Origin of the sequence: Agrobacterium tumefaciens (genome assembly GCF_031801495.1) — a bacterium.
GTDB lineage: Bacteria > Pseudomonadota > Alphaproteobacteria > Rhizobiales > Rhizobiaceae > Agrobacterium > Agrobacterium tumefaciens_K.
In genome coordinates this window covers 1-13852 of sequence record NZ_JAOEGC010000002.1, presented here as the reverse complement: position 1 = coordinate 13852, position 13852 = coordinate 1, and the positions used below count along the sequence as shown (strand labels likewise).

The following is a 13852-nucleotide window of genomic DNA, read 5'->3' as shown; positions in this document are numbered from 1 at the left end:
CCCCCTGCGAATTTCATTACCCGGGTATCAACCCCAGCACTTGGCGAGACCCTGCTTGGTATCGATGGAGTCCAGCCCGCTTACCGGCTTGTCCGTCACCAGCGTCACGCCGGTGTCGAAGAAGTTCTTGCCTTCGGTCGGCTTCGGCTTTTCACCCGTGTCAGCGAATTTCTTGACGGCTTCGACACCGAGAGAGGCCATCAGCAGCGGGTATTGCTGCGATGTCGCACCGATCACGCCTTCAGCAACGTTCTTGACGCCCGGGCAACCGCCATCGACGGACACGATCAGCACATCCTTTTCACGACCGACTGCCTTCAGCGCCTCATAGGCACCGGCGGCGGCCGGTTCGTTGATGGTGTGAACGACGTTCACATTCGGATCTTTCTGCAGCAGGTTTTCCATTGCTGCACGGCCACCTTCTTCGTTGCCATTGGTAACGTCGTGACCGACGATGCGCGCATCGTCTTCATCACCAATCTTGTTGATGTCCTTCACGTCGATGCCGAAGCCCTTCATGAAGCCCTGGTTACGCAGAACGTCCACGGAGGGCTGGGCAGGCGTGAGGTTCAGAAAAGCGATCTTCGCGTCCTTCGCCTTATCACCGAGCGTTCCCGCCGCCCATTTGCCGATCAGTTCGCCGGCGAGCAGGTTGTCGGTCGCAAAGGTCGAGTCGGCAGCGTCGATCGGCTCAAGCGGCGTATCGAGCGCAATCACCAGAAGACCGGCATCACGCGCCTTCTGAACCGCCGGTACGATACCCTTGGTGTCGGACGCGGTAATCAGGATACCTTTTGCGCCATCGGCAATGCAGGTTTCGATGGCAGCGACCTGGCTTTCGGAGTCACCGTCGATCTTGCCCGCGTAAGACTTCAGCGTCATGCCAAGTTCTTTCGCCTTGGCTGCCGCGCCTTCCTTCATCTTCACGAAAAAGGGGTTCGTGTCGGTTTTGGTGATGAGGCATACCGAGGTATCAGCAGCGGACGCAACCGAGGCAAAAGAAACGCCGAGCGCAAGCGCGCCCAGAAGAGCGGAAACAGTGGTCTTCATTTAATCCTCCCAAATGAACAAATGGACGCCTTTCCGGCAGCCCAACGATCCCGTCTCCTCCGAGACTGACAACCGTTGAGGCAAATGGAACCATTAAAGGCAATTTCTGTCAATAAATAAATCCGATTGAATTATTAATTCGATATGGCATTCTGGATTTGTGCAGGCAGGAATATCGCCATAGTTGAAAACACAGCGATATAGGGCTTGCCAGGAGGTCAGCAGGTGTTGTGTATCGTGCAACCGGCTGGCGGGAGGAAATTTGTATGAGACAGTCTGTCGACCCGGCGTTGCCAACTCCGGGCAGCGCTGCCGACCTGAGCGGCGGCGCCAATCAGGTTGGAGTTCGGGCCTACAACGAGCGGCTCGTAATGTCGCTCGTCCGTAGACATGGCAGCCTGTCAAAGGCAGAAATATCGAGGCTCTGCGGGCTTTCCGCTCAGACCGTTTCCGTCATCATGCGGTCGCTCGAAAAAGACGGTCTTCTGGTGCGGGGCGAGCGGCTGCGCGGCAAAGTCGGACAACCTTCAACGCCCATGCGCCTCAATCCGGATGCCGTCCTGTCATTCGGCGTCAAGATCGGCCGCCGCAGCGTCGATCTCGTGCTGATGGATTTCGTCGGACAGATCAGGCTGAAGCTACACCGCACCTATCCCTATCCCATGCCGGAGTGGATACTGCCCTTCGTGATCGAGGGAATCGCAGAACTGGAATCGCAACTACCAGCAACCGAACTCGAAAAAATCGCCGGTGTCGGTATCGCCGCGCCCTTCGAACTATGGAACTGGGCGCAGGAAGTCGGCGCTCCGCAGATTGAAATGGAGCGCTGGCGAAACGTCGATATCCGCGCCGACATAGCAGAAAAGATCAGCTACCCTGTTTTTCTCCAGAATGATGCGACAAGTGCGTGCGGTGCGGAACTGGTTTTCGGCACGGGCCAGAACTACCCCGACTTTCTCTATGTTTTCATCGGATCTTTCATCGGCGGGGGCGTCGTGCTGAATTCGGCGCTGTTTTCCGGACGGACCGGCACGGCAGGGGCTATCGGTCCCCTGCCCGTTCAGGGGCAGGACGGCAAAACCGTCCAGCTTCTGAAAATCGCGTCCATCTTCGTTCTCGAGAACATGCTGCGCGAAAAAGGCATGGATCCGAGGCCACTGTGGTTCTCGCCGGATGAATGGATCGATTTTGGCGAGCCGCTTGAAAACTGGATCCGAAATACCGCAGCAGCTCTGGCACAGGCGGTCATTGCATCGGCTTCGATTATCGACTTTTCGTCCGTCATCATCGACGGCGGATTTCCGGGCTGGGTGCGTCAAAGGATTGTTTCCGCTACCCGCTCAGCACTGGATCAGCACGATCTTCAGGGGGTGATGATACCGGAAATCATCGAGGGGCTGGTCGGCAGTCAGGCTCGGGCGATCGGCGGTGCGAGCCTGCCGCTGTTTTCACGCTACCTGATTGACCAGAATGTTCTGTTCAAGGATACGACCGGCTGAAGGCAGCCAGGGAAAGGTCTTGCGAGCGCGGCATTGATAGTCGCGGGGTCAGCAAGACGATCGCAGTGGCAAAGTCCCTTCGTCTCGTAATTCCAGACTTTTTCCTCGGATAAAAGCAAGCATGCTGATCCCAAAAAAATGACAAGAGTGAACGAGATTTACTCTTCGACCAGCCGCAGGCTCGACTTGGCCAAATCTTGATTGCCGAACCTTTCTCGCGTATCCATTCTGAGCGTTTGGCCGTAGTGATTGCGCGCATCATAATTCGTCAATTTAACGAACTATTTGCAAAAATATCGCCATCATGCGACAATAAATCAATAAATCAGCATCCGAACAAACTGCGACCGAGCGAGGAATACGACATATGAATATCTGGACGAGCACCCCTCCGATGCTGCGCCAGATTTCTGTGCGCGCAGCCATGGAGATCCTTCTCCACAAGGGACCGACCTCCCGAGCAGATCTAGCCAAGCAGACCGGCCTTTCAAAACAAACGATGTCCGAAGTCATTCGTACCCTTGAGGAATCAGGCTGGGTGCGCATCAAGGGGGTCGTTTCGGGCAAGGTCGGCAGAAGCGCCGTCACGTACGAAGTAGCCCCCGACGCGGGATGTGTCATCGGCATTGATATCGGCGCGACGATGATCCGCATCGCCATCGTCGACATAGCCGGGAACATCGTACAGGAGGTCGAAACGACCTCGGACGGGCACCTCGATGAAAATCTTCTTCAGAAACTCAATGGCCTGATTGAAACAAGCCTGAAGAAGGCAAGGATTTCTCGCACCAAGGTGTTGCTGGCGACGGTTGCCACCCCTGGCGTGATCGATCCGGAAACCGGCAAGCTGTCGCTTGCGCCCAACATGGCTGAAATTGCCAGCATGGACGTGGTGGCAACATTGCAGGAAATTCTGCGATGCGACGTGATCGTGGAAAACGATGTCAATGCAGCGGTTCTGGGGGAAACCTGGAAGGGCACTGCAACGGGACTTGATTCCGTTGCCTATGTTTCGCTTGGTACGGGCATCGGCCTTGGAACGCTCGTCAACGGCAAGCTCCTGCGTGGTGCAAAAGGAGCTGCTGGCGAGATTTCCTATCTCCCGTTCGGCACAGACCCTTATGATCCCGAGAGTCTGGAGCGTGGTGCGCTCGAATGTGCCATCAGCGCAAGAGGTATCATCGAAAACTATGGCTCTCACGATGAAAAACTGACAGTGCGCGATGTTCTGGAACGCGCTGAAAGCGGAGAGGACAAGGCGCTTGAAACCGTGAGACGGACGGCGCAGCTGGCGGCATTGCTGGTAGTTTCCGTCGACGCCATACTCGATCCACAGAAGATTATTCTGGGCGGCAATGTGGGGCGGCACCCTTTGATGGTTCGCTTTATCAACGAAGCCCTTCCAAGCTGCACGAAGCGCGACATCACCGTTGAGGCAAGTACCCTCGCCTCGCGCGCCACGTTGCTTGGCGCGGTTGCGATTGCCCTGAACCAGCTCCACAACACGCTGTTTTCGCCGCAGGACCTGCCGAGCGAGATGCGTCTGCCTGTCTCCGTTGGCTAAACCCGACAGGCGCAATTCAACTTCATTGAAGATCCGGTCAAAGAAAATACCCGCGAATGACATTCATCCGCGGGTATTTTACGGGCATTGCCCTGATGTTCAGGGCCATTCTCAAATGGCCGGCACCCTATTCCTTCGTGGCACCTGCCATGATCCCACCCATCATCAGTCTCTGCAACGCAGAGAAAACAACAAGCACGGGCAGCACGGATAGAACCGACATCGACAACAGCTTCGGCCAGTCGATGCCGAAACGACCGATTGAATTGGCGATGGCAAGCTGCACCGTCCACTGGTCCTGATCCGTAATGATCAGAAAAGGCCAGAGATAATCGTTCCAGCGCCAGACGAGATTGAAGGCCAGCAGTGTACCTATCGCCGGCAGCGATAGCGGCACGATTATACGCCACAGAATTCTCCATTCCGGCGTCTTGTCGAGCCTCGCTGCTTCCAGAAGGCTATCCGGAATATTGACGATGTACTGGCGCATCAGGAACACGCCGGTGGGCGTTGCCGCGGGCGCGATAATCACTCCAGCCAGGGTTTCCAACAGGCCCAGATCGCGCAGAACCAGAAACACCGGGATCATGATGATCTGGAGCGGCACCATCAGGGACGACATGATCAGCAGGAAAAATACCGTGTCGCCCTTGAACCTGAACTTTGCCAGCGCATATCCGGCCATGACGCTGATCGTAACGGACAACAGCGCCGACAGGATGGAAACGATCGCTGAGTTCTTGAAGAATGTCAGAAATCGCGCACGTGAAATCGTGTTCATGAAATTTTCAAGCGTCAACGTGTGAGGAAACAACGTCGGCGGCCATTGAAATATTTCGGCCTGCGGCTTGAGGGCGGACATGAACAGCCAGACAGGCGGCAACAGGAAAACCGCAAGAACGAGCGTTACAAGCAGGAGCCGGGCTGGAGAATTGGCGTTCGTCATGATTTGCTCCTTGAAAGGCGCAACTGGATAACAGCCAGCGCAAGCAGCACGATAAACAGAACGGCCGACTGCGCAGCCGCCACACCCGCCTGCATGGGCAGCTGGAAAGCCGTGTCGTAAATCGTCTGGATCAGGTAGACTGTCGCTTTTCCAGGACCGCCACCCGTCAGAGAAACGACAAGTTCGTAGACTTTAAACGCTTCGATGGAGGAGAGAACGACGACCACCGCCATCGTCGGCCGTAGAAGTGGTAGGGTGATGTGCGTGAACTGGCGCCATTTGGTGGTGCCGTCAATTGACGCCGCCTCATAGTAGTCTGGCGAAATGGCTGTCAGACCCGACAGGAAGATCATCATGTTGACGCCCGCCTGCCACCATACCCAGGCAACGACCACAGCGATCTGCGCCATCGTATCCTGCTCCAGCCACGGGATCGGCGCGATCTCGACCAGCGACAGCGCGTAATTGACCAGACCGTTATTAAGACCGAAGAGCCAACGCCACGTGATGCCGATGATCAACAGGCTGATCATGGACGGAAAGAACACAACAGTTCTTGCAAAGGCGAAAAACCTGGTCTGCGGTTGCAAAAGAACGGCGAGAGACAACGACAAGGCTATGTTTAGCGGTACAGCTATCACCACGAACACGACGGTCTTGATAAGAGACAGCTTGAAATCGGCATTGTCGAGCAGGTGGACGAAGTTATCCAGACCGACATATTGCGGCAAGGTCTGCGGCACCTGTGGCAACACCACCACGCCCCGCTTGAAAAGGGACATGAAGAGCCCTTGCACCAACGGATAAAGCGTAAATGCAACGATCAACGCCATTGTCGGCAGCATAAGGAAATAGGGCCAGAACCCACGCAGAATGGTGGAGACACGCGCGGGAAACAACGGCCTTGCGGCCGTTGTCGTCATTGGAGAAGAGGCGATCTCACTCACTGCGCGGCCTCGACAGCCGCGTCGGCAGCCTTCTTGATCTGGGCAACGGCTTCGGCAGAGGTAATCTGGCCGGCGACAGCCTGCGTTACCGCATTCTTGATCGGCCCCCATACGGCCTGCATCTGCGGCCATGCCTGATCGGTCGCCGCATAAACCGGGCTGCCGTCCAGTTCACCCTGCATGATTTTGACGGCATCGGACGCCATGGCGTTGCCGTAATCAACCTTTTCCGACTTCATATTGGCCGGAATGACGCCCATCTGCTTGGCGAACTCGGCCTGGGTGTTGGGACCCGTCATCCACTTGATGAACTCGACGGCTTCCTTGAGGTTGGGGCTGGTGTTGAAGGCGACCAGATAATCGCCACCGTAAATGGAGGAGCGAACAGTGCCGTAAGGCGTTGGCCCTGCCTGCCAATTGAAGCCAGCGCTGCTCGCAAGAGCAGGAATCTGCCAGCTACCGGACATATATGCCACAGCCTGGCCAGCCATGAAGAGTTCCTTGGGGTTATCAGAACTTGCGCCGGACCAGAGCCCCGGAGGCATCGCTTCTTTTGTCAGGGTGATGAAGTCATCGAGAGACTTTGTCCACTTCGCTTCGTCCATGACGACCTTCACCGGTTCCTGCTCGGAGAAGATATGGTTTCCGTACTGGAACTGATGCACGATCCAGCGGCTGGCCGATACATCCCATACGAGCGGGTAACGGGTGCCCGACTTTTCAGCGACTTCCTTGACCTTCGGAAGGAATTCCTCCCACGTCCAGCTCTTGTCCTGTGCAGGTATCTCTATCCCGGCCTTCTGAAACGCATCGACATTGAAGAAAATGCCGGTCGACGTCACGTTCAGAGGGGCCGCGATGACCTTGCCATCAAAACGTGCACCATCCGCCCACCCCTTGACGAAGTCATTGATCCAGTCCGGCCCGATTTCCTGACCAAAATCTGCAAGGAAAGGCCGGATCACCGGCTCCATTGAGGACGTCAACGAAACATCCGGCATGATACCGGAGGCGGCAAACTGCTGGAATTTCTGGATCATGCCGCTGTATGGCGTAATCTGCAGATCGAACGTCGTACCGGAATGTTCCGCCGTATACTGATCGAGAAGGTTGCGGATGACCGTTTCCTGCGCATCGTCTTCAACATACCACAGAAGCTTGAGTTCCGCGCCGGAGGCCATTGAAACTGTCATGCACACAGCCAAAGCCGCACCGCTCATCAATTTGAGAATATTCATCGCGTTCCCCTTTTTTTGGTCCGGACGTTGTTGTCGCGGTCCTTAATAGTGTTCCACTGAACGTTCGCGGCCATTGGCCCCGGAGGAATTCAATATCGATCCAATTTGTTCGTTACCAAGACGAATTAAATACGAGACAGACGTCGAGTCAAGCAATCTTTAGGAGACGAGCCGCATAAATCAGCCGATTTAAATAGCAATCAGGTGCGCACCGAAATTATGTTCGGCACCTTGACGAACTATAACGAAACGCGCAGAGTGAGATCAAGCAATGTTGCCGGACAAGCCGCAGGCGACGAACAATGGCGGAACGAAGGAAATAGACGATGGCAGGTCTTACGCTCCAGAGCGTGGTCAAACAATATGGAACGCACCCCATTCTCCACGGAATCGATCTTGCCGTAAAGAATGGCGAATTCGTCGTTCTTGTCGGACCGTCCGGCTGCGGGAAGTCGACGCTTCTGCGCATCATAGCGGGTCTTGAAACCACGACCAACGGGCAGATCCTCATCGGCGACGAGGACGTAACGAAACTTCCGCCAGGCGATCGCGGCATCGCAATGGTTTTCCAGTCCTACGCACTCTACCCGCATATGACAGTCAGGAAGAACCTGTCGTTCGGGCTTGAAAACCTCTCGCTGAGCAAGGCTGAAATTGACGGAAAGGTGGCTGAAGCAGCAAGGATGCTCGCGATAGAGCCCTTGCTCGAACGCCGCCCCAAACAGCTTTCGGGTGGGCAGCGCCAGCGTGTCGCCATTGGCCGCGCAATCGTCAGAGACCCGAAAATATTTCTGTTCGACGAGCCGCTTTCCAACCTTGATGCGGCGTTGCGTGTGCAAACTCGCGGCGAAATCAGCCGCCTGCACAAGCGGCTTGGCGCCACGATGATTTACGTGACGCACGATCAGATCGAAGCGATGACGATGGCGGATCGTATCGCCGTCCTGAACGGCGGCAATCTCGAACAGTTCGGCGCACCATTGGAACTCTTCGAGTTCCCGGCCAATAAATTTGTCGCAGGCTTTATCGGCTCACCGCAGATGAATTTCTACAGCGGCAAAATCACACATATCGCGACCGAAAAGGTATCCGTCACCGTTGAGGGTTTCGGGGAGCTATCAGTACCTGTCGATGCATCGACGGCAACACTTGGTGAGGCCATTGTTCTTGGGATTCGCCCGAACCATTTTCACCTTCTGCAACAACCGTCCGACAAGCATCTCGCGGTGAAGTTCAGGGCGAGCTATGCGGAAAGCGTCGGAACCGAAACCTATGTCTACGGCAAGGTGGAAGGCAACGAAACGGCGACGGTTGTGCACCTTCCAGACCACGTGCCGGTTTCGGAAAACGACACGATCACGTTTGGCGTGGAACCATCGCGTCTCCACCTTTTCCATGAGGCAAGCGGTCTTTCATTTGCAAAACGCCGCCCTGATGGCAGCCTGATTGCTCAGACGGACAAATGAGCGGATCATGCTTGTATCGTCTTCCCAGCGCCTGACCTTCTCGACGGAAAATGCGGCGGCTCAAACCGTAGCTGACCTCATTCTGGCGACAATCCGGGATATAGCCGAGCCTGTGCTCGGCCTTGCCACCGGTGCCACGATGGAGCCGGTCTATGGACATCTTGTTGCCGCCTACAGACGCGGCGACGTCAGTTTCGCCCGGTGCACGACATTCAATCTCGATGAATACGTGGGACTTCCGGCAGAGCATCCAGGCTCGTATCGGAGTACGATGAACAATCTGTTCTTCGATCATGTCGACATCGACAAAAGCAGAACATTTCTCCCTGACGCTCTACAGGACCAAACCGATGTGATCGGTGAAGTCTACGAACGGAAAATTGAGGAAGCCGGCGGAATTGACCTGCAATTACTTGGAATAGGGCGAAATGGGCATATTGGCTTCAATGAGCCAGGTTCGGCGAAAGACAGCCGGACAAGACTCGTTGAACTGCATGCGGAGACGCTGGAGGCGAACGCGCGCTTCTTTACCGATCGTCCGGTGCCCGCATACGCCGTCACCATGGGCATTGGAACAATCCTCGCAGCTCGGCAGATTGTCGTTCTGGCAACTGGTTCGGGCAAAGCCGACGCGGTATTCCATGCAACGAATGGAAACTTTGATCCCGCATGCCCTGCATCAGCCCTGCTCGAACACTGCAATGTGAAATGGGTACTGGACACGGCGGCAGCCAGGCTGAAATCGGCCGCTTGAAATTAACGGCGACAACCGAAACAAAAAGGCCAGTTCAAAGCTGGCCTTTTCACTATGCGACTTTTCCGGATGCTATCGCGGCCTCGATCTGAGGCCGGTACTCGAGAATGGCCGCAGCCGACATGCCGGTCCACCCCTGAAGCAGGGAGCCCCTACCGAAAGGTGGAGCAAAATACTCGACGGAACCGATCCAGCCATTCTCCAGGCTGGTCTTCCACCAACGCGTCATCGGATAATCCCAGCCGTCGAGCTCGAATTTCAGGCGCTGTTCCGCATAAAGACCGGAAAGGTACGGCCAATCCGAACCATTATGATAGCGGTAGGCGAAAGCCGACTTCGCACGCGTATCCGCAACCCGTTTGAATGGCGGCCATGCGCACATGACACCCCAGTCTCCATAGGGCTGCTCCGCATTGTTCCGGGTTTCCAGCAATGCGCAGACATGGCCGAGCACTTCTTTTGCCCGATCTTTTGACACGGCGTCGAACCTCAGCAGTGTCAGGCTGTCGAGCGTCAAATGGTCCTCGAGAAAATCCTGCTTCGTACCATAGTCCGCGTACCAGCCGCCCGGCGTGAGAAGCGCCTCATCCAGGGAGGCTCTGGCGACAGCCGCAACACGAGCTGCCTCTTCGGCCACCTTCGCATCGAACTCCGCGCCGAGTTCCGCAATCACGTCGAGAGCGCCGATCCAGAGGCCGATGTCGTATGATACATAGCCATGCCGGTAAACATTGTCGGCCCAGTCGCGATCATGCCGTGGCTTCTGCGGCAGGCCGTTATCATTCTTGATGAAGCCGAGATAACGCCGGAATATCGTCTCTACCGTCACCCAATGCTGGCCGAGAATGGCGCCATCACCCACAGTGCGAACGTAGTCGCCAATGGTGAGAATGAAGAACAGCGGACTATCGAAGTGATCGCTCCACCAATCGGTCGGACGCAGATGCTCCATCTTGTATTCCGGAGCAGTGGTACGAAATTTCTCCCACTCCTGCCCCTGCGCCGGACCCGTGAGAATAACGCCGCTTGGCGCCTCTCCATCCGGCTGGATTCCCTTTGCAAGCAGCCCGATCTGATCACGAACAGCTTCGGGATCGAGATGAAGCAGTGCCTGTAGCGTCCAGTAGCCGTCACGATAATAGGTACGGGTGGGCGCGCTGTAAGCCTGTCCGGCGGCCAATCCCAGGAAGGAACCATCCTCCGCTCTGCGAATACTAGACAAAGACGCGTGAGCGCTTTGAATTGCCATGCTACGCATCAAGGCGGGCGCCGAATTCAGAATATCGCAACGTTCGACATAGGCGTTGCTCTCGCCGATAATTGCCTCGACGGAAAACGCAGCACCACGCTCCGCCTCATCAAGGCTCGCGCCAGCTGCGACCACGACGACACCATCGCCTCGTTCCTCGACTATCGTAGTGCCCCATGGGGTTGTCGCGATCCGCCGTATACCCTTCCGCGTGATCTTTTGCGGCTTCGTAAGTGTCCCCCACCACGCGCAGCGCGTTGCCGGTCGCACCGACTTCACCGACGCGCCAAGCAGGACGAGGACAGGAGCCGACTGAGCGACGTAAAGGCCACGCTCGTGCGTCGTCATCCTGTTGGGTGCGTAAACGAATGGGCCATCCCAACGGTCAAGGAAGATGTTCGCCATCCGTCCGCATCCCCAGAGGGAAAGCTCAAGCCGGCCTTCGGGAAGGAAATCTCCCTGAAGACGTGGCGCCATGAATGCGAACTGCAGAGCCTCTTCGCTTTCAACAAGACCATCCACGCGGGCGTTTGCAATCGGCCTTACCTGTTCCATGTCGCTCTCCTGTGGCACAGCCAGACCATGCCGCTAATCAGATACTTGTCGATCCGCCAGAAACTCACTCTGCCGGAATGCGAAGCGGCCGGAATGCGCCGCCCGCATTTTCCGCTGCCAGCATGATTGCACCAACCATTCCGGCCGTTGTTCCGAAATGGCTTATCTCAAGCCTGCAGTCGAACGGCAGAAGCGGCTTCAGATGGTGTACGAGGCGTTGATAAAATTCCTGCTGGCTACCGATACCGCCACCGACCACCGTCACGGCGGGATCGAAAAGCGCATGGATCGCCGCAAGTCCGATCGAAGCGGAGCGGGCGATCTCGTCCAGTGCGTCAAGCGCCTTGCCGTTGCCGGATCTGGCAGCCGAGAAAAGGTCGACAACCGTGCCGCCATCCCCGACAAAGCGCTCACGAATGGCGCGGCTTCCAACCGCATCCTCGAACAATCCGTTTTCCGAAAGGGGTGCAGCCCCGTGCGGGACAGCGCCGACGGGCATGAAGCCGATTTCGCCTGCCCTACCGAATTCGCCGCGCCACAGCTCGCCATTGAGCACCAATCCCATGCCGACGCCTGTGCCGAACGAAACGAAGGCCAGCGACCTCTCCTTGCGCCCCGCACCGGATTTCGCTTCGGCATAGGCTGCAAGATTGACGTCGTTTTCCACCGCGACGGGGCAAGAAATACGGGCCGACATCAGATCGACAAGAGACCTGTCGGAAGGAAGCGCCAGATTTGGGGACAAGGATGCTAGCCCGCTGACGGGATCGACAACACTCGGAATGCCAATGACAAGCCCCAGAAGTCTGTCATCGGTTCCGCCGACTTTGGCAAGCAGGTTGCCCACCATTGCGGCCATCTGCTCCAGAACGGGCGCATCCTCGCCATGCCGGGTAGGTTCCTCCAGCGAAGCGAGTATCTGCCCTTCGGCGTTCGCGATACCGGCGAGAATTTTGGTACCGCCGAGGTCGACACCGACGACATAATTGCATGAAGCCTCATCAAGGGAATTATTTCGTTCGTCTCCGACAACAGCACCGTCACCCGAAAACCTCGCCGGACTGGACACAGATTCATTCCTTTATTTGTTCGGTATGCTGACGAATTATTATGGAGTTGCCCGTGACGTGTCAAGCGCCTGCTTTTGGGCGATCTTTTGTAGTCAGGCAGACTTTCCCGCGTGGGTAAGTTTTCGTTCGCGGTGCCATATGAACAGACCCGAGCCGATCAGCACCAGCGTTCCAATCAAGGTCCATATTGTCGGCACGTCGCCAAAAACGAAAAAACCAAGCAACAGGACGGCAAGGAACTGAAAGTACTGCAAGGGCGCCAGAAACGACGCCTGCGCATAACGATGCGCCTGAATATAGAAATAGTGGCTGACAGCGCCGAAAACGCCCGTGCCGACAAGAGCCAGCCAGACGGATGCATCCGTTGGCCAGACCCAAACAAACGGCATCACCGGTGTCAGAATGATAGCTGGCAAAGCAGCCATGATGAGCAACATGCTTCCCGACGATTCCGTCGTCGCAAGACGCCGCGTCATGATGCTGTAACTCGCCCCGATCAACACAGACAGAATGATGATACCGAACGCGGGATTGAATTCTCCGACACCAGGCCGTGTGATAATGAGCACGCCGATGAAACTTATGAAGATCGCGCTCCATCTATAGCGGCCAACCACTTCGCCAAGGAAGAAAACGGATAGCAGCGTCACGAATATTGGCCCCATGAACTGGATAGATAAGGTCTGGGCGATCTGCAGGTAACTGAGAGCGAGGAAATTGAGGCCAGTGCAGATAATCTGCACCGCTGCGCGCGCCAGCTGTAGCTTGGGTGCCGACGTACGCCAGGCTCCCGGTGTGCGCCATGGATTGAGTATGACTGACACGAGAATGAAGTGGACCATGAAACGGAACCAGACAACCTCGATGGCCGGCACATCCTGACCGCTTAGCTTCGCGGTACTGTCAAGACCGGCAAAGAGGGATACCGCAATCAGCATCATCACGGTCGCCTTAGCCTTATTGTCACCAGTCTCCACTGCTCGCGCTTTCATTCGCGTTTTCCATGTTGTGCTTCCAGACAATGAACCGGAACTCATTTTGCCACCTTGCTTGCGGGAGAACATAGGCGACCTCTATCACAGACATTATTATTCGTCACCGTGACGAACTATAATTATTTGGATGACGAGCATGGCCAAAATAAGTGTGACATGTCGGTCACGATGCCGGGTCCGTCCGTGTGCTCTACCAATGAGATGAGGACGTTCCACCGGGGACGCGCCTTTATCGACAGGCGTGCCACGCAGTCTGGAATACGCTCTGCTGGAAACAGCCATGTATCGGCTTGCGTTGACGAGCTTCAAATTCATTTTGCTTAGGGCGTTGAGGGTAGCAGGTCGGCTCCGTTCTGCTGCACTCGAACGTCTTTTTGGCTTTGTCGCGGTTGGCCGAGATCGCGGTGGTCAGGCGAACTTTCGCATATGGTGCGCGACACGGATTGCATGCGTTCGAACTTGACACTGCGCAGGAACGCCAAAAGCTCCTCGACGCGTATGCGGAGGAGCTTTCAGTTA

11 protein-coding genes are annotated in these 13852 nt (G+C 56.2%); 4 read left to right on the top strand and 7 right to left on the bottom strand.

Translation table 11 applies throughout. The features are described 5' to 3' along the window. Positions 1–27: 27 nt before the first annotated feature. Complete coding sequence (locus N7578_RS09515; RefSeq protein WP_311110117.1) at positions 28–1050, bottom strand: sugar ABC transporter substrate-binding protein; 1023 nt, start codon at positions 1048–1050, stop codon at positions 28–30. Positions 1051–1316: 266 nt separating this feature from the next. Between N7578_RS09515 and N7578_RS09510 the strand changes: the two genes are divergently transcribed. Further along, positions 1317–2549, top strand: coding sequence for an ROK family transcriptional regulator (locus N7578_RS09510; RefSeq protein WP_311110116.1), 1233 nt, complete (start codon positions 1317–1319; stop codon positions 2547–2549). A gap of 367 nt (positions 2550–2916) precedes the next feature. Then, positions 2917–4113, top strand: a complete 1197-nt coding sequence (locus N7578_RS09505; RefSeq protein ID WP_311110115.1) for an ROK family transcriptional regulator — start codon at positions 2917–2919, stop codon at positions 4111–4113. A 127-nt stretch (positions 4114–4240) separates the two neighbouring features. Here the strand turns inward: N7578_RS09505 and N7578_RS09500 are convergent, their stop codons facing one another. The 3 genes from N7578_RS09500 to N7578_RS09490 are packed head-to-tail and all read right to left on the bottom strand — an operon-like array spanning position 4241 to position 7244. After that, positions 4241–5059 carry a carbohydrate ABC transporter permease gene (locus tag N7578_RS09500; protein WP_311110114.1) on the bottom strand — a complete coding sequence of 273 codons (819 nt, stop codon included), beginning with the start codon at positions 5057–5059 and terminating at the stop codon, positions 4241–4243. Beyond that, entirely contained in the window at positions 5056–6006 is a 951-nt protein-coding gene (locus N7578_RS09495) for a sugar ABC transporter permease (protein WP_311110113.1), read from the bottom strand. Before N7578_RS09495 ends, N7578_RS09500 begins: the two co-directional genes overlap by 4 nt. Beyond that, entirely contained in the window at positions 6003–7244 is a 1242-nt protein-coding gene (locus N7578_RS09490) for an extracellular solute-binding protein (protein WP_311110112.1), read from the bottom strand. The genes N7578_RS09495 and N7578_RS09490 overlap by 4 nt, the downstream gene beginning before the upstream one ends. 326 nt (positions 7245–7570) lie before the next feature. Here N7578_RS09490 and N7578_RS09485 point away from each other — a divergent pair, with 326 nt between their 5' ends. Together N7578_RS09485 and nagB are read left to right on the top strand one after the other, a co-directional pair. Beyond that, positions 7571–8710, top strand: a complete 1140-nt coding sequence (locus N7578_RS09485) for a sn-glycerol-3-phosphate ABC transporter ATP-binding protein UgpC (protein WP_311110111.1) — start codon at positions 7571–7573, stop codon at positions 8708–8710. 7 nt (positions 8711–8717) lie between these two features. Then, positions 8718–9464, top strand: a complete 747-nt coding sequence (nagB, locus tag N7578_RS09480; RefSeq protein ID WP_311110110.1) for a glucosamine-6-phosphate deaminase — start codon at positions 8718–8720, stop codon at positions 9462–9464. Positions 9465–9516: 52 nt separating this feature from the next. Here the strand turns inward: nagB and N7578_RS09475 are convergent, their stop codons facing one another. The 3 genes from N7578_RS09475 to N7578_RS09465 all read right to left on the bottom strand — a co-directional run bounded on the left by N7578_RS09475 (position 9517) and on the right by N7578_RS09465 (position 13330). Beyond that, positions 9517–11268 carry a GH116 family glycosyl hydrolase gene (locus N7578_RS09475; protein WP_311110109.1) on the bottom strand — a complete coding sequence of 584 codons (1752 nt, stop codon included), beginning with the start codon at positions 11266–11268 and terminating at the stop codon, positions 9517–9519. 64 nt (positions 11269–11332) lie between these two features. Continuing rightward, the gene (locus N7578_RS09470; protein ID WP_311110108.1) at positions 11333–12337 is read right to left on the bottom strand and encodes an ROK family protein; all 1005 of its coding nucleotides are present in this window, start codon (positions 12335–12337) and stop codon (positions 11333–11335) included. 93 nt (positions 12338–12430) lie between these two features. Further along, positions 12431–13330 (bottom strand): DMT family transporter, encoded by a 900-nt coding sequence (locus N7578_RS09465; RefSeq protein ID WP_311110107.1) that lies wholly within the window; start codon positions 13328–13330, stop codon positions 12431–12433. Positions 13331–13852 lie beyond the last annotated feature (522 nt).